Origin of the sequence: Microcoleus sp. FACHB-831 (assembly GCF_014695585.1) — a bacterium.
In the GTDB taxonomy this organism is placed as follows: domain Bacteria; phylum Cyanobacteriota; class Cyanobacteriia; order Cyanobacteriales; family FACHB-T130; genus FACHB-831.
Map to the genome: position 1 here is coordinate 1 of NZ_JACJON010000066.1, position 21,691 is coordinate 21,691.

12 protein-coding genes and 1 pseudogene are annotated in these 21,691 nt (G+C 44.2%); 9 read left to right on the plus strand and 4 right to left on the minus strand.

What is annotated here, in order from left to right; genetic code table 11:
- Positions 1-3,114: GAF domain-containing sensor histidine kinase (locus tag H6F77_RS18580; protein WP_190490038.1), on the plus strand; the 3,114-nt coding region annotated here is incomplete at its 5' end.
- Between the two features lie 34 nt (positions 3,115-3,148).
- Positions 3,149-4,399 (plus strand): hybrid sensor histidine kinase/response regulator, encoded by a 1,251-nt coding sequence (locus H6F77_RS18585; RefSeq protein WP_190490039.1) that lies wholly within the window; start codon positions 3,149-3,151, stop codon positions 4,397-4,399.
- 511 nt (positions 4,400-4,910) lie between these two features.
- Here H6F77_RS18585 and H6F77_RS18590 read toward each other — a convergent pair.
- On the minus strand, positions 4,911-6,842 hold the full coding sequence (locus H6F77_RS18590) for a S9 family peptidase (protein WP_190490040.1): 1,932 nt from the start codon (positions 6,840-6,842) through the stop codon (positions 4,911-4,913).
- A gap of 216 nt (positions 6,843-7,058) precedes the next feature.
- Here H6F77_RS18590 and H6F77_RS18595 point away from each other — a divergent pair, with 216 nt between their 5' ends.
- Positions 7,059-7,343 carry a contact-dependent growth inhibition system immunity protein gene (locus tag H6F77_RS18595; RefSeq protein WP_190490041.1) on the plus strand — a complete coding sequence of 95 codons (285 nt, stop codon included), beginning with the start codon at positions 7,059-7,061 and terminating at the stop codon, positions 7,341-7,343.
- A gap of 123 nt (positions 7,344-7,466) precedes the next feature.
- Here H6F77_RS18595 and H6F77_RS18600 read toward each other — a convergent pair whose 3' ends face one another.
- On the minus strand, positions 7,467-8,387 hold the full coding sequence (locus H6F77_RS18600; protein WP_190490042.1) for a DMT family transporter: 921 nt from the start codon (positions 8,385-8,387) through the stop codon (positions 7,467-7,469).
- A 47-nt stretch (positions 8,388-8,434) separates the two neighbouring features.
- On the opposite strand from H6F77_RS18600, the gene H6F77_RS18605 reads away from it, so the two are divergent.
- On the plus strand, positions 8,435-9,034 hold the full coding sequence (locus H6F77_RS18605) for an SH3 domain-containing protein (RefSeq protein ID WP_190490043.1): 600 nt from the start codon (positions 8,435-8,437) through the stop codon (positions 9,032-9,034).
- A 103-nt stretch (positions 9,035-9,137) separates the two neighbouring features.
- On the plus strand, positions 9,138-9,500 hold the full coding sequence (locus tag H6F77_RS18610; RefSeq protein WP_190490044.1) for a hypothetical protein: 363 nt from the start codon (positions 9,138-9,140) through the stop codon (positions 9,498-9,500).
- Between the two features lie 30 nt (positions 9,501-9,530).
- Here the strand turns inward: H6F77_RS18610 and H6F77_RS18615 are convergent, their stop codons facing one another.
- Entirely contained in the window at positions 9,531-10,253 is a 723-nt protein-coding gene (locus H6F77_RS18615; protein WP_190490045.1) for a DUF8692 domain-containing protein, read from the minus strand.
- 406 nt (positions 10,254-10,659) lie between these two features.
- On the minus strand, positions 10,660-17,010 hold the full coding sequence (locus tag H6F77_RS18620) for a PAS domain S-box protein (protein WP_190490046.1): 6,351 nt from the start codon (positions 17,008-17,010) through the stop codon (positions 10,660-10,662).
- Between the two features lie 611 nt (positions 17,011-17,621).
- On the opposite strand from H6F77_RS18620, the gene H6F77_RS18625 reads away from it, so the two are divergent.
- From H6F77_RS18625 to H6F77_RS18640, 4 genes and pseudogenes are all read left to right on the plus strand, one after another.
- Entirely contained in the window at positions 17,622-17,945 is a 324-nt protein-coding gene (locus tag H6F77_RS18625; RefSeq protein ID WP_190490047.1) for a hypothetical protein, read from the plus strand.
- 170 nt (positions 17,946-18,115) lie between these two features.
- Positions 18,116-19,843 carry a succinate dehydrogenase/fumarate reductase flavoprotein subunit gene (locus H6F77_RS18630; RefSeq protein ID WP_190490048.1) on the plus strand — a complete coding sequence of 576 codons (1,728 nt, stop codon included), beginning with the start codon at positions 18,116-18,118 and terminating at the stop codon, positions 19,841-19,843.
- Between the two features lie 448 nt (positions 19,844-20,291).
- A pseudogene (locus tag H6F77_RS18635) lies at positions 20,292-21,355 on the plus strand (IS630 family transposase).
- Positions 21,315-21,635 carry a hypothetical protein gene (locus H6F77_RS18640; RefSeq protein ID WP_190490049.1) on the plus strand — a complete coding sequence of 107 codons (321 nt, stop codon included), beginning with the start codon at positions 21,315-21,317 and terminating at the stop codon, positions 21,633-21,635. The pseudogene H6F77_RS18635 and the gene H6F77_RS18640 overlap by 41 nt, the downstream one beginning before the upstream one ends.
- The last annotated feature ends 56 nt before the right edge of the window (positions 21,636-21,691 follow it).

Here is a 21,691-nt window from a genome sequence, read left to right on the forward strand (position 1 = left end):
ACTGCTTATACCGCCGCTAGGGAATACTTAATTGCTAGCCTCGATAGTTTACCTGGTGAGATTTGGCTACAACACTATGAGCTAGCCTTTACTCTGCATAAAGAACTAGCAGATGTTGAGTATTTAAAAGGCAACTTTGCTCGATCAGAAGTATTAATTGAAATTACTTTATCTCAAGCAAAATCTGCCCTTGAGAAAGCTGAAATTTACAATATGCTGATTGTACAATATACCCTGACTGCAAAATATTCAGAGGCTATTCAAGCCGGGCTAAAGGCTCTTAGCTTGCTAGGGATAAACTTGCCCCAAGAGGACTTGCCCGCAGCAGTTATGGTAGAACTTGCTGAAGCCAAATCAAACTTGGCAAACAAAGAAATTGCTTGTTTGATTAACCAAGACAAAATGAAAGATGGAGATAAAAAAATCGCTTTAAAATTGTTAGGTAATATGGGGCCGTTAACCTTCTTTTCCTCTCAAGAATTATGGAAATTAACGGTAGTTAAAGCAATTAATCTTTCTCTTAAATATGGGTTTGTAGCAGAAGGTTCGTATTGCTACTCTTGCTATGGAATTATATTGAGCGCAATTTTGGGTGATTATAAATCGGCTTTTGAGTTTGGTAAGCTAGCTATACAACTAAGCGAAACGTCTAATAATTTATCCCAAAATTGTCAAGATAGTGTTATATTTGCCAATTACTTGAGTTGTTGGGTAAAACATATAAAAACTACTAATGCTATTAATAGCGAAGGTTATAAAGTAGGGTTGCAATCCGGAAATTTACAATGGACAGGATACAACCGTATGTTTCAAACAATGACTTTATTCTATCAGGGAATAAATCTGGAAGATGTTTTATCAGAAATATCAAATTTCATGCTAGTTTGTCAAAAAACTAAAAATCAATGGGCAGCTGATATTATATCGGCGAATAAGCTAGCTGTATTGAGTCTAATAGGGCAAGACGATGAAATTAGCGAAGCCCAACATGTGGAGACTTTTTATCAACATAAAAGCATGGCAGCTATCTGCGAATATCATGTTTTAAAATCCCAAATTTTGTATATGTATGAAAAACCTAATGAAGCGTTGGAATGGGCTATTTTATCCTTAGACATAATTAATTACATTATGGGTCACATTTCTAGCTCTCATCATAATTTTTACTATTCACTCATTTTAACTGCGGTATATCCAACAGCTTCAGAATCACAACAAAAACAATATTTGGAGACATTGGCAGCTAATCAACAACAGATGAAGATTTGGGCGGATAATTGCACTGAAAACTTTCTACATAAATACCTCTTAGTAGAAGCGGAAATTGCCCGTATTAATGGCAGAGGGGAAGGCGCAATCGACTTGTACGACAAGGCTATTGAGTCAGCAAGAGAAAATGAGTTTATTCAAAATGAAGCTTTGGCGAATGAACTAGCAGCGAAGTTCTGGTTAATCAAAGGCAAAGAGGATTTTGCCCAAATTTATATGAAGAAAGCTCACTATGGATACCAACTTTGGGGAGCTTTGGGTAAAGTGAATGATTTAGAAGAAAAATATCCTCAGTTGCTAAGCAAAACTCCGACTGCGGCTCCTATTAAAGAAACAGTGAATCATAAGGTGACGCTAAAGAATACTAACTCTAGCTTCACCACCACCAATTCGGCTGTGGCGTTGGATTTAGCTACAGTCATGAAAGCTTCCCAAGCGATTTCTGGTGAAATTCTTCTTGGAGGGTTGCTGAATAAGCTGATCAAAATAGTGATTGAAAATGCTGGAGCGCAAAAAGGCTTTTTTATTCTCAATCGAGAAGGTAAATTACTAATAGAAGCGGCAAAAGCAGTTGAGTCTTCAGAAGTAGATGTGAGGCAATCAACGCCAGCTGATTGCAATAGCCAGTTGCCGATGTCGGTGATTAATTATGTAGCTAGAACACACGAAAATGTTGTATTAAACAATGCTGCTACTGAGGCAACTTTTGCTACTGACTATTACATACAATTGCATCAGCCCAAATCTGTGTTATGTGCGCCGCTTATCAATCAAGGCAAGCTGATTGGTATTGTTTATCTGGAAAATAATTTGACTACCAGTGCATTTACCAGCGATCGCATCGAAATATTAAGCATTTTGTGTTCGCAAGCTGCCATTTCTATTGAAAATGCGCTTTTGTATGACAATTTGCAACAAGCTAACGAGCAATTAGAAGACTATTCACGCACTCTAGAGGTGAAAGTAGAAGAGCGAACCCAAGAATTAAAAGAGAAAAACGATCAGTTAGAACAAACTCTACAACAGCTAAGAACAGCTCAAAAGCAGATTATCGCCCAAGAAAAACTTGCTTCGCTGGGTGCATTAACCGCTGGAATTGCCCACGAGATTAGAAATCCTTTAAATTTTGTCAATAACTTTGCCGCAATTTCTATTGATTTAACCCAAGATCTAGAAGAAGAAATTGAAAATCAATCAGAGCATTTAGAGGCAGAAGCTGTTGAGTATATTAAAGAAATATTAAGCGATATAAGCCAAAATGTTGCTGAAATCAGTAGGCAGGGTCAAAGAACTCAGAATATTGTTGAAGGTATGCTGATGCACGCCCGCTCTGATAGTGGTCAACGGCAACTAAGCGATGTTAATACAATATTAGCCGAAGCGGTGCAGTTGGTTTATCACGGTAAGCGTGCTAAGGATGTTACCTTTAACATCACTTTAGAAACTAACTATGACAATACGATAGGCCTTGTAGAAGTTGTCACCCAAGACATTAGTCGGGCTTTTATCAACATCATTAATAATGCTTGTTATGCTGTCGCTGACAAAAAAAATGTAATGGGCGAGAATTTTACTCCCAAACTTGCTATTAGCACGCTAAATCGTATTAATATAGTAGAAATCCGTATTCGAGATAATGGCAAAGGAATAACGGAAGAAATTCGAGAGAAAATTTTTCATCCATTTTTTACCACAAAACCAACGGGAGAAGGAACAGGGTTAGGTTTATCTCTAACTCATGACATTATTGTTGGTCAGCACCAAGGACAAATACAACTTGAATCTGAAATCGGTGCATTTACCGAATTTATTATACTTTTGCCTAAAAAGGCAGTAAGTATCTAAAAAAGAGCGAACTAACAAAATCAAGGGTTTAAATATGACAGCTAAAATTCTCGTGGTGGATGATGAATTACCGATAGAACGCTTGATTTGCCAGCAATTCCGAAAAAAAATTCGCGCCAAAGAGCTAGAATTTGTTTTTGCCCATAATGGAGTTGAAGCGTTAGATAAACTGCAAAATAACCCGCAGATAGATATGGTGCTGACCGATATTAATATGCCCGAGATGGATGGGCTAACTTTGCTAGAAAAGCTGAAAGAAATTGAGCCGAGCCTCAAAACTGTGGTGGTGTCAGCCTACAGCGATATGGCAAATATTAGAAAGGCTATGAACCATGATGCCTTTGACTTTTTGACTAAACCAATAGATTTTCAAGATTTAGAAGTTACTATCAATCGCACTCTAGGGTATGTGCAAGAACTGAAAGAAACCCAGCGCCAGTTCCAACAGGTACAGACACGACTGATTCAGAAAGAAAAAATGTCAGCGCTGGGTCAGTTAGTGGCGGGTGTGGCTCATGAAATTAACAACCCAGTGGGTTTTATTGCAGGCAATTTAACCCATGCCCAATCTTATATCAACGATATACTGAACTTGTTGCATTTATATCAGCAGCACTATCCAAACCCGGTGTCCGATATCCAAGAAGAGATAGAGCAGATTGACCTAGATTACTTGGTGGAAGACCTCCCTCAGCTAATTTCCTCCATGAAAGTCGGAGTTGAACGTATTAACCAGATTAGTGTTTCCTTAAGAAATTTTTCTCGTTCAGATACATCCTCTAAGGTGTTAGCCAACATTCATGAAGGGATAGAGAGTACCTTATTGATTTTACGGCATCGCCTGAAAGCGAGCGCCGCTCGCCCCGCTATAGAGGTGGTTAAAGATTATGGTGACTTGCCTCAAGTGGAGTGCTACCCTGGCCCGCTCAACCAAGTTTTTATGAATATCTTGGCTAATGCTATTGATGCTTTGGAAGAGGCAATGCTTAAAGAAAAAACAGAGCGATCGCCTACTATCAAAATTTGTACTGAAGTGCTTGAAGGCGACTTTGTAGAAATTCGTATTGCAGACAATGGCGTTGGCATGACGGAAGATGTCCAGAAGCAGCTATTCGAGCCTATGTTTACTACCAAAGCGACAAACAAAGGCACTGGATTGGGATTGTCTATCAGCCGTCAGATAATGGTGGAAAAACATAAAGGTCAATTGACTTGCTCTTCCAAACTAGGATGGGGAACAGAGTTCATCATTAAGATGCCAATACGGCAGATAAAAAAAGTGTAGCGATCGCAAATCCCCTGCTTCCAAGCTGGGTCTGGGAAGTTAAAAAATTATAGGGAAATAGCCAGACTCTGCTTCACGCCAAAATAACAGTATAGTCAAACTAAATCAAGCATTAAATTGAGGAAAAACACTAAATAATGAAGGTAACTATTATTAAAAAATAAGTATTGTAGCCCGCTAGTAAATCAGCTTATATAGCTAGTTTTGTCTATTCAATTAGATTGCTTATTAGAAAAATAGTGGATAGATTTATCTCCTGGAACGATAATAGTTGGGTATAAACTTTATGGCTTAACCTCTACCCCAAACCTTCTCCTACTACAAGAAAAGCTAAGAATTATTCTCCCTTCCTCTGTAGGAAAGGGAGTTTGGGGTTAAGTTTGCCTTAGCTGAGAAGTATTGGGTGGCTTAAGTAAGTTTTTTCTCCCATAGGAGGGGTGGATGTAGGAAGAGAATAAAACTAATTAACGTAAAGTACCAACAATCTCACAAACTTAGCGATTGCAGTGATTTAGAGATTATCAATTAGCACTGGCTCGACTGGTTCGGCTAGTTCAAAGCCGAAAATCCGGGAATAGAAGTAAAGCTCTGCTTCAAGTGCGCGTTTGATGTTTTCGGCACGCCGGAAGCCGTGTCCTTCACCCTCGAAGGGAACATAAGCAACTGGTAGACCTTTAGCGCGGATAGCTTCTACCATTGTTTCTGCTTGGTTAGGGGGGACAACCTTATCCTCTAATCCTTGAAAGAAGATCGCCGGACAAGAGAGGCGATCGCTAAAATGAATTGGCGATCGCTCTAGGTAGCGATCGCGCTGTTGCGGATAAGGGCCAATCAGTGAATCTAAGTAGCGCGACTCAAACTTGTGGGTATCCTGCGCTAATGCTTCTAAGTCACTCACACCGTAATAACTCGCACCAGCTTTAAAAGTGTTCCGGAACGTCAGCGCACAGAGAGTCGTGTAGCCTCCAGCACTTCCACCAGCAATCGTCAGGCGATCGCCATCTACTAAGCCCTTGTCTGCCAAATATTTAGCGCCGTTCACGCAATCATCAACATCGGCAATTCCCCATTCGCCCTCTAGTTGCTTTCTATACTCCCGCCCGTATCCCGTACTGCCTCGGTAATTAACATCCAAAAACCCAAATCCTCGGCTAGTCCAATACTGGATGCTCAGGTTAAAAGTGCTGGAAGCTGCTGCTGTGGGGCCACCGTGACTTTTTACTAGGAGGGGAGGCAGATCTCCATCTGGTGCTTTGTAGTCGTGGTTTTGGGGAGGGTAGAAGAAAGCGTAGGCAGTGTATCCGTTTGTTGTTGGGAAAGCGATCGCTTGTGGTTCTGATAAATAACCTGTATCAATCGCAACATTGCTTGAGCGACGCACGGTAGTTAGTTGTTGGCTGGCTAAGTCCAGCAGAACGATTGAGTTTGCTTCTGTGGGAGAACCAGCGCCAAACAGGACTCGACCAGCATCTGCCTTTATGGAGGAAATGGAGGTGTAAGGTGTATCAATCTTTTCTAGTTTGCCCGTCTCTGTGTTGAGGCTAACTAGATGCCAAGTTCCCTCTTGGGTGTAAGTACAGGCGATCCGATTTGCTGAATCAAAGGCATAAGTAGACATCCCAAAAACCCATTGGGGTCTGCCAAACTCAGCTTCCATCTCGATAACTGGCTGAACGCTTCCATTGTGCCAGCGGTAGAGATTCCACCAGCCAGTACGGTCAGAGACGAAGTATAAAATGCCATCAGGCGACCACTCAGGCTGGAAGATAGATTCATCTATACTCCCGGCTACTCTTTCGCTGCTAACAATTGAGCCATCAGCCGCTAACTCAGCTACCCATAATTCCGTACCGTCCCAAGGCATATTGGGATGATTCCAGGCGATCCATGCTAGACGCGAACCATCGGGACTGAGGCGGGGGGAGGCGTAAAAGTCGTTACCGATGACTAGCACTTGGGCATCTTCATCGCGATCTAGTGGGATAGTGGCTAGAGTATTTATCGGTTCGCGACCGCCAACGGTGAGATCTTCGCAGACGCAGATGAGGCGGTTGCGTTGGCGATCGCAGATAGCGTCAGCGTAGCGGCGACTTGATTCCGGCGTGAGGGGTTGCGGTTGGGAACCTGGGGTCTGACGGTAGAGGCGCCCATCGGCAAAGTTAGAGAAGTAGACAGTACCATCAGCAACGAGGAAAGCACCGCCGCCGTACTCGTGGACGCGCGATCGCGCATTGAAAGGAGGCGGGGTGACATCAATTGTTTGTCCGTCGGGGGTGCGTCGAACAATGACATTGCGACCGCCTTCAGAGGGACGCAACTCGATCCAGTAGATATCGTCGCCATCGATAGCAATTTCGCCTAGTCCAATGGTGCTGGAAACAATAAGGTCAGACGTGATGGGCGATTTCCAAGAACCATAGGGTGAGAATTGTGGTTCTGTCATGCGGTTTTGCCTCCGGGGTTAAAGCATAGAAGTCATCTTAGCCAAAGGTGGAAGCCGGGGGAAGCAGCGATCGCGCGTTGCAGTTCGGGGATATAGTTATTAGTTGAAAATAGTCATAGCGATCGCTCTTTTCCCCCAATTGCCAAAAGACTCATCCATGAAGCTTGGTTTTAAAATAGAGATAGGATACCCTATACTCAATTAAAAGTAAGCAAAATGTCGTCACAATTAAATTTTGAAACTCTTAAGTATTTTATGGAATGTTATTTCCATGTTGGTACTAATTCTGAAGAGTTAGAAAATATTGTAATTACGTTTAAGAGCGCAGAAAGTCAAAATAGTATTAAAAAACTTGTAGATGAAATAAACTCAATTAGAGCTTCAGATAATTGGAGTTTATTTCAAAAGATTGTAAAAAAGCATGGGCAAAGAAGGCTAAATAGCCAAAGACTTAAAAACATGACAGAAATCATAGTGAGAAATTTGTCTAATGATGTGTAATAATTTCCGAGCGTGAGTAAATCCGGGGTTAAAGCATAAAAGTCATCTTAGCCAAAGGTGGAAGCCGGGGGAAGCAGCGATCGCGTAGTGCAGTTCGGGGATATAGTTATTAGTTGAAAATAGTCATAGCGATCGCTCTTTTCCCCCAATTGCAGCAACTGCGACACCTCCCAACAACACAGCCGCACCAATCATTACCATAGTTCCCGGTAATTCCCCGAACACAAAGTATCCAAGAATACTTGACACTACTGGCTCGAACAAAGTAGCGAGGGCTACCAGAGTAGGCGAAATCCAACGCACAGCCCAGTTAAAGCTAGTGTGTCCCACCAGTTGCGGGAACAAAGCCATTAACAAAATATACACGTAGACTGCGTTAGGATAGCCAGCGTAACTAGATTTGAACGCTAAAGGCAAAGGCAAAAGTACAACAGCCGCCACGCTGTACGCCACAGCTGCATAAGCGCCAATCCCCAATCCGCGCCGCTGTGCTTCGCGCCCGAATAGGAAGTATAAACTTATACTCCAAGAACCCATCAAGGCCAGCAAGTCACCCAATAGGGGGTTACTGCTTTGTGAAACCGCGCCAGTATCAGCCAAACCAATAGCCATCGCACCCACAAGCGCCACGCCAATCCCCAAAACAGTAAGCCGGGTTGGTTTTTCCCCAAAGCACAGCCAAGACAGAAACGTTACCCAGACGGGACTTGTTGTCACCAAAGTAGTAGAGGCGGCGATTGAAGTGTAAGACAGCGAGGTAATCCAGGTTGCGAAGTGCAAAGCCAGGAAAACCCCAGCCGCCACTGAGTACAACAAAGTGAGGGGAGTTAGCTGGGTTTCCCGGAGGCGCTTCCAAGCCGGAAGTAGAATTATTGCAGCTATTGTAAGGCGAGAAGCGGCTAGAACCAAGCTAAATCCAACACCGCGCACGCCAGCAGCGTCGATGGCGAGACGGATAAAAATTGCCGCTGTCGAAATAGCCAAAACACCGACAACCAAAATCAGTCTTACCTGGAAAAGATGCGGTGGCGCGTGTAGCTTCATTGCACAATGCACCTAGTAAATGATTTTTAAATTAAAAAGGAAATGATATGAAGCGATCGCTACTTGTTGCAGCAATAATATACACGCTTACGGGATGTCAAACTTCAAACCCACCAGAGGCGATCGCGCCAACTCCTCAAGCTAGTCCCGCAATAGCAAACAACTCTCCAATTTCCACTCAGGAATTAGCTACAGTTCCCTCATCCCAAACTTGTAATATTTCAGCTTACGTTATCGACAAAGATCCCCAAGGGCTGAACGTGCGTATGAATGCTAGTTCCAGGTCTAAAATCCTTACAAAATTGCCCACCAATACCGATGCTGCATTTGTTGATATAGTTGCTTCACAAGGCGATTGGGTTCAAATTGACAAAGCTGAAAGTGCGCGGCGAGATTTTGAATTTCACGGAAAGGGATGGCTTTACACCCAACTGTTAGGAACTAGCACCAGGGGATATGGCACTAAAGGCGTCAATGTTTACCAAGAAGCTAGTGAAAAAAGCAAGGTTGTGGGTCGAATTCCAGATCAAAAGGAAGTTAAACTTTTAAGCTGTAGGGGTTCTTATGCCAAAATTCAATATGAAAATATTACAGGTTGGCTAGCACGGGAGGCTCAGTGTCCCAATCCTTTGACCACTTGCCCTTAAAAAGTAAAAACGCCAAAGAAAGAAAAACTCTTGTCCCAGCGCGTTGGCGAGCTTCAAGACATAAAAGCGAGTGAGTATACGCAAATTAAAATTATAACAACTTATGAACCTTAATATCATTGGCGATAAATTACAAATGGAATGGGAATTATTCGAGCAATTCTTTGCTTTTCAATTTAAAAGAAACTTTTTAATTCCCCTCGAACATATTGAACTAGCTACAATAGAGGAACCCCAAAGTAGTTGGTCAGAGATACGCGCACCTGGAACCTTTATTCCAGGTTTGATAAAAGCAGGAACTTATTACACCAGCAGAGGGAAAGAATTCTGGTATGTAACTAAGCAGCAAGATTATTTGACTTTAGAGCTGAAGAATGAAGACTATAACAAAATCATCCTCACAATTGACCAGAGCGAAGCTTGGGTAGAACGTATTAATCAAAGTAAGTCTGCACGCAGCAGTTGAAGGAAAATTGTGAGTAAAAGGGTGCTACTCTTACTGCGATCGCAAATTATGTGCCCGTCGCACTAATTGCTTTTTTATCCAGAATAAACTTATACCGTAGATAGCCGCACTTTGGCCTAAGAGTTCTACAGTCTCCTCAAGTGTAACTTTAATAGCATTTATTATTATGGCAAGAGAGGTATCTTGCTCTTGGATTTTCCATATTTTCGATTGTAAAAATTGGTAGTTGATTACTTCTACACCTATACCTCCTAATAGAAAAATACCCACTCCCAGGATGGTTATTAATGTGGCTCTGGGGTAAAAACGCCAAAGTGCTATTAAATCGCGATAACCTGACAAGATGATAATTAATCCAAGTGGCACATAGAAAAATACCCATGCGCCGCCCCCGCTTTTGAATTGGGGTAGCCAGCTAAAGCTATGAATCATCAGATGGAGCTTCAAAATTTTATCGATAGATAAATAAATAAATCCCGCTCCAACTGTTAACAAAATCCACCGATAAGGGCGCTTGGAGTGCAGACGCCGCCAGAGCCATGTCATCACTAAAGAAAAGCCAATGGCGAATAGTTGCAACGCAGCATAGAAGATGGGAATTGTCCTTGGCTTATCAAAATCAAAAGCGGGAAGAGCTTCGCCTCTGATGATGCTACTGATGAGATAAATTAATCCGAAACATAGGTCAATAGCAATTAAAGAGAACAGCAGTAATTTACTGTTGTCTTGAAGTATTTTAGGATTGAGATTCACGAGGGCACTACCTAAAGGGAGTTGTTTACTGTCATAGCATTTTTAGAAAGAAGTATGCAACTCATTAGATTTGAATCAAAAATATGGATAAGATCAAAATTTTGGAATAAGAATAAGGTTTCTAGCTTAATAGCGTTCTCTTAGGGCTAAAAGAATAACAATATCGTAGGTTGGCGAGCCACTCGCGTGCAGAGGTTTTTCCCGCCCTGGCGACGTGGCGTTTGGGGAACAAAACCCAAATCTTATAATTATTGGATTTCATCATAGGCAAACACAATAATCTAATATTATTTGTTTTTAGCTAATTGCTGCATAAATTGAATTTAGATAAAAAAGCAAATAAGAAGTTAAGCGCCATCGCGCTAATCGCCTAGATGGAAGCCTCACAAATCTATATATCTTATGCTTATTTACCGAGTAAAAATTTACTATTTTGGTGTGAAATAGGAATTTCAATCAAAAACTCAGCGCCCCGATCTGGTGCTGAAATACAGGTTAATTGACCGCCATGCTTCTCTACAATCTGATAACTAATAGACATTCCTAAACCTGTACCTGCACCAACTGGTTTTGTTGTAAAAAACGGATCGAATAACCGACGCTGTACTTCCTCGGTCATACCAGGCCCATTATCTGCAATACTAACGAGCAGGCGACGACTATCTAAAGCTTCTGTGCGAATCCGAATGGTGCTGGGATTGTTTTTGAGATCGGCAACGGCTCCCGGAGATGCTGAGGAAGAAGTTTGCTTCTTATTGCGCTCATCTAGAGCATCAATTGAATTAGTCAGGATATTCATAAACACCTGATTAAGCTGTCCAGCATAACAATATACTTGAGGAAGTTGACCGTATTCTTTAATAACCTCAATAGCTGGATGATCGGGTTTTGCTTTCAGTCTATTTTGCAGAATCAACAGAGTGCTATCAATACCCTCATGAATGTCCACCTGCTTCATCTCTGATTCATCCAAGCGTGAGAAGTTTCGCAAGGATAAGACAATATTGCGGATGCGCTCGGCTCCCATTTTCATCGAAGATAAGATTTTAGGTAAATCTTGTTTAATAAAATCTAAGTCGATCGCCTCCATCTCCTCTGCAATTTCTGGATCGGGAGTGGGATAGTATTTCTGGTAGAGTTGAACTAAGTCGAGCAAGTCTACAGCATAATCATTGGCATGGTTGATATTGCCGTAGATAAAGTTAACAGGATTGTTAATTTCGTGGGCAACACCAGCAACTAGCTGACCCAGAGAAGACATTTTTTCAGTTTGAACCAATTGTGCTTGAGTGCGTTGCAGTTGTTGTAGAGTTTGCTCTAGTTCAATAGCTTGCAATTGGGCGGCGTTAGTAGCCTCGCGGCTAGCTGCATAGAGTTCAGCTTGAGATATTGCGATCGCCAGTTGGTCTGCAACGTTTCCAAGCAGTTCTACTTCACTATCACTCCAAGGTCGCGGTTCGCCCATGCGGATACAGCAAATAGTACCCAATTGTCCAGACTTAGTTTGTACAGGAAGCGACAGTAAAGAAGCCACTCCAGAAGAAGACATTTCCTTGCGCCCTTCCCGATTGGTTAAAGTACTAACATCATCTAATTTCATCATTTGCGAGTACAGGGTGCGATCTGCGCTTCGCAGCAGCGTTTCGCTATCGCCAACAGAACCAAAGTTAGTAACTGGAGTGCGAACACCCATAACGCAAGGTAGGTCGGGATGCCTAGCATCTTTTATAACCTCCCAGTATGGTAAATCCGTCTTATTGTGACACCAACTAAACGTGCAGCGATCGCTCTGCAATAAATGCCTAATCTCCTGCACAGACGTTTCCACAATAGTATCGAAGTCAAGCGAATTGCGAATTTGCTGAGCAAGGCGGTTCATTAAGTTTGCCCGCTGGACTTGTTCTTTTAATTCCTCAGTTAGCTGTTTTAGGCGTTTTTCAGCTTGCTTGTCACCAGTGACGTTGCGACAAACAATCACGCCACCTTTAAAGGCTCCGCTTTCGTCGTTCAGCTGTCTGCCATTAATTTTTAACCACACACCTTCTCGCGTGCTAGGTGGGCGGGTAAACATTTCCGCATCGTCAACACCTTCTCCTCGGATCGCCCGTGCCAAAGGTAAGTCTGCCGGGGGGTAAGGCGTCACCCCATCAGCTAAAAACAGCCCATACTCTATAGACCATCGCTCGGGGGCGATATCTGACCCACTCAGACCAAACATTTGACTAGCAGCAGGGTTGTAAAGTAAAAACTTTCCAGTTTCATCGGCAACTATGACGCCTTCACCCATGCTGTTGAGTACCAATTGCAAAATACCCGTTTTGTGTCTTAGCTCCGCCTCGGAACGCACCAACTCTGTTGCTGTCTCCCGCAGTGCTGCTTCCGCTTGTTTCCGCTCGTGAATGTCAATGCAGATGCCAATCCACTCGCAGATTGAACCGTCTTGCGCTAGTACAGGAACGCCGCGCACCGCGAAGAAGCGATAGTTGCCATCCTTGCCGCGTATGCGATACTCAACTTCATAGAGGCTTTTTGTTTCTACACAGCGGTTCCAAATTTCAGCAGTGTGTTGGCGATCTTCTGGGTGAACGGCATCCAACCAGCCCCAGCCAGCAATCTCTTGTGGGGTCTGACCTGTATAAGCCCCCCACTCCGGCATATCAACAGCCATTCCTTCAGCATTGTTGAGCCAGACAATTTGTGATGTAGCGGCGACTAGAGAACGATACCTTGCCTCACTTTGACGTATAGCTTCTTCTACGGCTTTGCGATCGTGGATGTCGGTGCAAGCTCCAATCCACTCGCAAATGCTGCCATCTGAAGCCAATAGGGGGATACCGCGTACCGAAAAGTAGCGATAGTTTCCATCAGCACGTCGAATGCGATACTCATTCTTGTAAAGGGTTTTGTTTTTAACAGCTTTTGTCCAAATTGCTAGCGATTGCTCCCGGTCATCTGGGTGCAGTGCATCTATCCAGCCATATCCCTTGACTTCTTCGGGGGTCTGACCTGTATAAGCCCTCCAAACTGGTATATCTACAACCTGTCCTTGGCCATCGGTTGTCCAGATTAGCTGCGAGGTAGCGACTACCAGAGAACGATATCGCTGTTCGCTCTGCTGCAATGCTTCCTCGGCTTGCTGGCGATCGCTGATATCCCGTGCTTCGGCAATCAGCAACACAACTTGTCCGTTTTCGTCAAAAATGGGCTTGAGAGAAAAATCAATAGTTAATAACTTATCTTCTCCCCCTAACACTTCCACTTCGTAACGGACAAACTCACCCGCTGCGGCAAGGGCGATCGCTGCTTTCACTCGGTTTCGTGTCTCAGTCTCCGTAGTAGCTTCAAGGTTCCGCCACCAAGGATCTTCCCAAAAGCAACGCTCAATTACATCTGCTTTTTCCCATCCAATGAAGTCTAAAGCTGTCTGGTTAACCTCCACTACCGTGCCGCTTGGTGCAAGCAGTGCCATCAACTGGAACGTGCTGTTGAAGATAGCCCGGAATCGTCTTTCGCTCTCTTGCAGCGTCGCTTCAGCCCGTTTGCGTTCGGTAATGTCTCTAGTAACCGTTGCCAGATAACTTGGTTCGTCGGTTTGGGGGTGCTTGATGGTGAATATAGTTTTGTATACGTCAATTAGCTCCCCAGTCTTGAAGTGCTGCAACTGCGTTTCGCCTTCCCACATTCCTTGCTGCATTACTGTGGGCAATACGACATCTTGAAAAGTTGCAAGAACCTCACTCGGAAAAAATTCACTTAATTTTTTCGAGCGCGTTTCTTCCAAGCTGTCTAGTCCCACCAGCCTGCGTCCAGCTTCGTTGAGAAATATCGGTTCCCCGTTTAAGCTACTGAAGCCGATAAAATCATTACTATTTTCAATTAGGGAAACAAACTTCTGCTTTTCCTCCTCTGCCCGCTTGCGCTCGCTGATGTCGGTGGAAATACCGCAAATTCCAGAAGGAACACCAGCAGCATCGTACAGAGGAAACTTTATCGAGATGTATGTGTGCAAACCATCGTCTTGAAAGACAACTTCCTCAATCTCTAAAGAAGTTCGACTTTGAATTACTTTAAGATCGTTCGCCCGAAATGCTTGCGCGACTTCATGGGGAAACAGATCGAAGTCAGTCTTACCTTTAACTTCCTCTAGCTGAAGATGAAATAGGGTTGTCCACCGACGGTTGATCAGAGTGTATCGCCCCTGAGTATCCTTGACGTAGATGATCGCCGGAGAGTAATCAATGAGCGCCTGTAACTGCTGTTGACTTTCCCGCAACGCGGCTTCGGCTCCAATTCTGTCGCGGATGTCAATAAATAAGCCCATGCTGCCAATCGCCACATCGCTACCATCAAATAGCGGTGCCGTCCAGAGGGCGACATCAACCAACGAACCATCTTTCCTCTGGCGGCGTAATTCTAAGCCAGCGTGTTCCTTACCTTGCAACTCAGCATTAAGCGTGGCACGTAACTCTGATTTTTGGTCTAGAGGAATAATGGGCAGAGGTTTGCCCAGAACTTCTTGTTGGCTCCAGCCAAAAAGCTTTTCAGCGGCTGAGTTCCACATCGTCACGTTTCCAACGCTATTGAGAGTAGCGATCGCTAAAGGTGAAGTTTGTATCAGCGTTTGCAAAGTCTGGTTAGTTGTTCGCAACGCCTCAACAGCATCGATACGCTCTGCAATCTCGCTTTGCAATTGCTCGTTGGCTTGCCTTAATTCGACTGTACGTTCTTCAACTCGAATTTCTAACTCTTCCTTAGCTTTCTTTAGTGCTAATTCCGCTTGTTTGCGAGCGGTAATATCTAAAATAATTCCCACCAAACCGCCGATAGTTTTATCAGTTTTTAAAAAACTTGCCTTGTAAAATACGACATCGTGTTGAGTACCATCGGCGTAGGCAACAGAACTTTCATAATTCTGAATTCCCCGCTCTTCAAACAGTGCCATGTCCGCTTTATGGTATTTCTCAGCTAAATGCTTGGGTGCAATATCGTAAGCAGATTTTCCTACAATCTGCTCTTTAGTCAAACCAAGATATGTCTCAAAAGCACCATTGCAGCCAAGATACACACCTTGATGGTTCTTATAAAAAATAGGAGCCGGAATCGTATCTATTAAAACTTGCAAAAAATGTAACTGTTCTTGTAGCGCATCCTCAACTTGTTTGCGCTGGGTGATATCTCGCGCAACGCCAATCAGACCGATCGCATTTCCTTTCTGGTCGCGATAGACGCTTTTCGTAGCAAGATAAGTCCGCGTCGCATCAAGACTAGGCACAACTTCCTCTATTGTCTGAGGTTCGCCTGTTGTCATAATGTATTGGTCTGTTTCCATAACTTGACGCGCTAAGTCTGTCGGCAGCAAGCTGGTGTCATCAAGCCCTAATATTTTCCCCTCTGGTCTGCCAAAGACAGCAGCAGCAGCAGAGTTCATCATTAAATAGCGACCCTGAAGATCCTTCACGTAGATGGGATCTGGCGTTCCTTCAATTACGGCGCTCACCAGACTATAGCTAAATTCCAGCTCCTCTTTGGCTGTTTTCATGGCTTCCTCAGTCCGCTTGCGCCCTGTGATGTCGGTGTGGGAGCCAGCCATACGAATCGCTCTACCGTTGGCATCAAAGAGTGCCGCTCCGCGCCCCAATACCCACCGATAGCCGCCATCTTTGTGCAGCAAGCGGTACTCGGCTTCGGAATAAGGAGTCAGACCATCCAAACAAGCTTGGACATCGGCTAGCACGCGATCGCTATCATCCGGATGTATCCGTTTTTTCCACTCATCCCAATTATTTTGTAGTTCGCCCTCCTCAAAGCCGAGCATACTCTTCCAGCGCGGCGAGAAATAAACTTCGTTGGTTTCAAGCTCCCAATCCCACAATCCGTCTCTGGAACCAAGAACCGCTAACTCAAATCTTTCTCGGCTCTTACGCAGTTCCTCTTCTGCCTGTTTGCGTTCGGTAATATCTTCAACTGTGGCAAGAATGCCTACAACCTTTCCATCTGGATCGTGCAGGGGGATTTTGTTCGCGTCCATCCAGGCTTGTTTGCCATCAGCTAGGAGTGCAGGTTCAATAATGTGATACTCAGCGATATCTGTCTCCATCACGCGGGCGTCGCACTCGCGAAAGAAGGCAGCCTCCTCATGCTTACAAGCTAAGTCATAGTCTGTCTTGCCAACGATATTTTCTGGAGATCCAATGCCAGCCGCTACTGCGAAGCTGCGATTGCAACCCAGATATACAGAATTTTTGTCTTTCCAAAAGATCAACTGCGGGATGTTTTCCATCACCACCTTTACCATTTGCTCTTGAGAACGCAGCTTCTCTTCGATACGCTTGCGCTCAATAAGTTCTGCTTCTAGTTTGTGGTTTGCTGTTTCTAGTTGTGCTGGACTTGGCAGCGCCAGTGCCTTCGGAACCAGAGGAACCATTATTGCCGCTGTATATAGCGAGACTCCAGCGGTAAAGGCTTTCATGGCACCAGACAGCCAGTAAATTGGATGCCACAGCGTCCATATTTCGATAAGGTGGGTTGTTCCACAAGAGATGATGAAAGCTCCAAATAATAAAAGTATCCATTTGAACGGAAAATCATCTCTTTTTTGGACAAAATAAACGAGAGTAATCGGAATGGAGTAATATGCTAGGGCAATCAAAGAGTCTGATGTGATATGTAACCACACCAACCCTGGTTTCCATAAATAACAATGTCCGTGTGGAATAAATGGTGATGCAATAAACAAGTTTTGTAAAAAATCCAGCATATATTCTCCTATGCGTATTAAGCCTAAAATCCGCAAATCCTCAGTTAGCTATCTCCATTCCCCACAGAAATTACAACTGGAGTCAAAGCAATACTGAGTTAGGTAGATGCCCTTTAATTGTCTAGTAACACCACAGGGCGATCGCATCGGTAATTACGCTGGAATTTACTACTCACTTGCAAATTAAATTTCAGGGTTTATGCGGTTGTCAAACAACTAATAAAATTACTTAATACCTTCTACCTGCCCCTAAACTGATTAACCATTACCTTTATTTATGTTCCCCGAATTTACTTCCTACTTAAGACATAACATTTTTCTTTAATCTGCTTCTCAATCAAAATTAATTCTTTCTTAAGGATGAGCTAGATATTAAGTAAAAGCGTATACAGAAGCACGTTGAATTTTAATTAATAGAAATATCTCTATCGACAACAGCCACCAAGCATTGATATCGTCCATAGGGATGATGCCCTAATGCGATCGCCTTCATCTTCCAACATGGCAAATTGTAAAGCTATATTGCAAACCTTTGAAAAACATTTAGAAATACACCAAAAACCAGCCCGAATCGTAACCTAGAACTTTATAGGAATATTGCGAGGTATATCATGGAAAAATTACAAAAGTATCGCATCATCTGCACTCTTAGCTTTGGCGATATCTACGGTCAAATCATTGTTTGGTTAATAGTCATTTTCCTCAGCCTAGCCTCAGCGCTAGCCCTATGGAGTACAACCCGGCATATTTACGCCCTAGCCACAGTAGGGCTAATTTTAGTGCTATCCCTGCCCTTTTTGCTCTTTGCCTTCGTAACCACATTGCTCAACCATATTGAACTTGCACCAATGGAAGTAGGCTCAACAACCGAAACAGTAGGCGGCAGCATGCCAAACCAGCAGCCAGGACAGCTACCAGCACAAGCAACCAGCTGAAGAATCATTGGTCATTAGTAATTCTTGTAGAGACGGCGATTTATCCGTCTCCTCAACTCACAACGCACAACAAACAACAAACAAATTTCTGCATAAGTTCCCTGCCTGTCGGCGGGGAATCTTTTTTTGCGTCAGCATAGATCGGGAGAACTCTTCATATCAGAGCGAGAATGCTAGAACACGACGTAATCATCGTTGGCGGTGGATTGGCTGGGTGTCGCGCCGCACTGGAAATTATCCGCACCGACCCCAGTCTGAATGTAGCCCTAATTGCCAAAACTCACCCGATTCGTTCCCACTCGGTAGCTGCCCAAGGGGGAATGGCAGCAACGCTGAAAAATGTAGATCCCGAAGATACCTGGGAAGCCCATGCCTTTGATACCGTCAAAGGTTCCGACTACCTCGCGGATCAGGATGCCGTAGCAATCCTCACCAAAGAAGCACCAGATGTAATTATCGATCTAGAACACATGGGGGTTCTTTTCTCCCGATTGCCTGACGGTCGAATTGCCCAGCGTGCCTTTGGGGGACATTCGCACAAACGCACTTGCTACGCAGCAGATAAAACTGGTCACGCAATCTTACACGAACTGGTTAACAATCTTAGGCGCAACGGCGTCCGCATTTACGATGAGTGGTACGTGATGCAGCTGATTTTGGAAGATGCCCAAGCCAAAGGCGTAGTGATGTTCCACATAATAGATGGACACCTTGAAATAGTCCGGGCTAAGGCAGTAATGGTTGCCACTGGCGGCTATGGAAGGGCGTTCAACACGACATCTAATGACTATGCTTCGACGGGGGATGGTCTAGCAATGTCGGCACTTGCTGGCGTGCCTTTAGAAGATATGGAATTTGTGCAGTTTCACCCGACGGGTTTGTATCCAGTGGGGGTGCTGATTTCTGAGGCGGTGCGGGGTGAGGGTGCATATTTAATAAATAGTGACGGCGATCGCTTTATGGCGACTTATGCCCCCAGCCGCATGGAATTAGCTCCCCGTGATATTACTTCAAGAGCCATTACTAAGGAAATTCGCGCCGGACGCGGCATACATCTAGATGGTAGTGCAGGTGGCCCCTTTGTTTACCTCGATTTGCGTCACATGGGGCGAGAAAAAATTATGCTCCGGGTTCCGTTTGCTTGGGAAGAAGCGCATCGGTTAGTGGGCGTTGATGCAGTACATCAACCAATGCCAGTGCGTCCAACAATTCACTATTCGATGGGGGGAATTCCGGTTAATACTGATGGTAGGGTGCGTAGTGGCCCGGATGGATTGACTGAGGCTTTCTTTGCAGCTGGGGAAGCGGCTTGCGTTTCCGTTCACGGCGCAAATCGGCTAGGGAGTAATTCCTTGTTGGAGTGCGTGGTTTATGGGAGACGAACAGGAGGAGCGATCGCCCAGTATGTGCAAAACCGCAAGCTTCCTGATGTTAACGAACAGCAGTATTTAAAAGCAGCCCAACAACAAATTCAAGCGCTATTCGACCAAGCTGGAGAATACCGTATAGACCAAGTGCGGCAAGCATTTCAAGACTGCATGACTGAGTATTGTGGCGTATTTCGTACTGATGAAATGATGCGCGAGGGTTTGAATCAACTGCAAGAGTTGCAACAGCGTTATCAGCATATTTATTTGGATGATAAGGGCAAACTCTGGAATACCGAACTTATCGAAGCGCTGGAACTACGCAGCCTGATGATTGTAGGGCAGTTGATTCTCGCATCCGCGCTGAATCGGCAAGAAAGCCGGGGCGCTCATTGTCGCGAGGATTATACGGAACGAGATGATGATAATTTCCTCAAACACACGATGGCTTATTATTCACCAGCGGGTATTGATATTAGCTTCATGCCCGTGAATCTTACCATGTTTGAGCCAAAAGAAAGGAAGTACTAATAACGCTGTTTACGGCTGGTAAACTTTGTTTTTAGCAAATTTACCCTTTTTGGTAGATTTTACATTTACCATTTTCATATCGCTCGCACTACTGAATTTATACTCGTTTGCTAGCGAAGCGTGGAAATGAGAATTCTCGATGAAAAAGTAGGTGTGGCTAGCGTTGTCTAGCGCACCTACATATTTTATTCACAAAAAAGAGAATAGCGATCGCTCCCTAAACAAACCAGAAACCAGCTAAAAATTATAAAGCGATCGCAATGGATAATTTTGCACAACTATGGCATAGAAAAATGCCATCTAAAATTGCTGAATATAGGGCAAAATTTAGGCTATCTCCCATTGGCAAATGGTCTAGTTTGCAGGGATCGTTTGAAGTAATGATGGGAGAAGTAAGTAGGTAGGCAGGATTAAGTTTAAGATAGAAAAGCCCCATCTCCAGATGAAAATGCCTGTAGCAATACGAGTGGTTCTCAACGATGAAGAAGATCGAACATTGAGCGAGTTGCGAGTTGCGACTCATGTGCCCCAACGAACTCGTGACCGCGCCCACATAGTACGGTTGAACGCTCAAGGCTGGAAGGCGCCTGCCATTGCCGAGATATTTGAGTGCTGTGAGCATACAGTGCGAGCAACGCTCAGACGGTGGCAGCAGTTGGGACTGGGTGGATTGTGGGATGCTCCGGGACGGGGAGACAAACCCAGGTGGCAGGTAGCAGACCTGGACTATTTGGAGCAGTGCTTAGAGCAGGAACCTCGTACCTACAACAGTCAACAATTGGCACAGAAGCTGGAGCAGGAACGGCAGGTGAAGTTGAGTGCTGACCGAATTCGACGGTTATTAAAAAAAAGGGCTGGCGATGGAAACGCACCCGCCACAGCCATAAACACAAGCAAGACCGAATTGCCAAAGCCATCAAGCAAGGAGACTTTGACACGTTAAAACAGGCTGAACAGGAAGGGCACCTGATCTTGAAATACCTTGACGAGTCGGGGTTTTGTCTGTGGAGTCCAGTGAGTTATAGCTATAGTCGGATTGGCGAGCAAAAGCGGATTGAACAAACTCTGCAACGGTTTGGCAGACGGATCAGCATTTTAGGAGTGTGGCAACCGGACGAGCAGTTTGACTATGCCTTAGCTCAAGGGGGATTTAAGACGCAAAGCTATCTCAAAGTGATGAATTGGCAAGCACAGAAGGCGGCACAAACCCTGGCCCAGACAGGGCAAATAACTGTGATTGTGCAAGATAATGGATCGATTCACACCAGCCAAGCGGCTCAAGCGCAGTGGTCTAACTGGCAACAGCAGGGTTTATTCCTGTTCATGCTGCCGAAATATTGCTCCGAGATGAATGACATTGAAACCCAATGGCATCAACTTAAAACTCATGAAATTGCCGGACAGATGTTCGACAATGAATATGACTTAGCTGTTGCAGTGATAGATGGAATGACAGCCCGTAGTAAACGAGGTGGATATACACTGGAGCGTTTTAAGTTTAATTCCGCCTAGCTACTTATGGCAATTTAATTCTGAGTATACTGGCATAATTCGCTATTACAGCGTGTTGCAAGGTGAAGAAGAAATTTTGTTTGAGTGGAAAGAAAAGTCAGAAAGGACAATTCTTATAAAGACTATCGATTCCGAAGATACTAGCGATGCTGATGAGTGGGAGACGGTGGAATATGATTTCAAGCTTGTACAACATGATGAAGGAACTGAAGTAGGTATGGTTCAAGTAGGTAGCGAACATTTTTGGCTGTGTCTCTATCCACTTAGATTTATCGGTTGATTTCATATATTACAAGTTTCAATAAGCTAGTTTTTTGTAGGGCGGGACCTGCTCGG

Bases quoted from the DNA above. Each gene is read 5' to 3' on its own strand.
- H6F77_RS18600 (WP_190490042.1), bottom strand. From the start codon at position 8,387: ATGAAGCTACACGCGCCACCGCATCTTTTCCAGGTAAGACTGATTTTG.
- H6F77_RS18590 (WP_190490040.1), bottom strand. From the start codon at position 6,842: ATGACAGAACCACAATTCTCACCCTATGGTTCTTGGAAATCGCCCATC.
- H6F77_RS18605 (WP_190490043.1), top strand. From the start codon at position 8,435: ATGAAGCGATCGCTACTTGTTGCAGCAATAATATACACGCTTACGGGA.
- H6F77_RS18620 (WP_190490046.1), bottom strand. From the start codon at position 17,010: ATGCTGGATTTTTTACAAAACTTGTTTATTGCATCACCATTTATTCCA.
- H6F77_RS18595 (WP_190490041.1), top strand. From the start codon at position 7,059: ATGTCGTCACAATTAAATTTTGAAACTCTTAAGTATTTTATGGAATGT.
- H6F77_RS18630 (WP_190490048.1), top strand. From the start codon at position 18,116: ATGCTAGAACACGACGTAATCATCGTTGGCGGTGGATTGGCTGGGTGT.
- H6F77_RS18625 (WP_190490047.1), top strand. From the start codon at position 17,622: ATGGAAAAATTACAAAAGTATCGCATCATCTGCACTCTTAGCTTTGGC.
- H6F77_RS18585 (WP_190490039.1), top strand. From the start codon at position 3,149: ATGACAGCTAAAATTCTCGTGGTGGATGATGAATTACCGATAGAACGC.
- H6F77_RS18610 (WP_190490044.1), top strand. From the start codon at position 9,138: ATGAACCTTAATATCATTGGCGATAAATTACAAATGGAATGGGAATTA.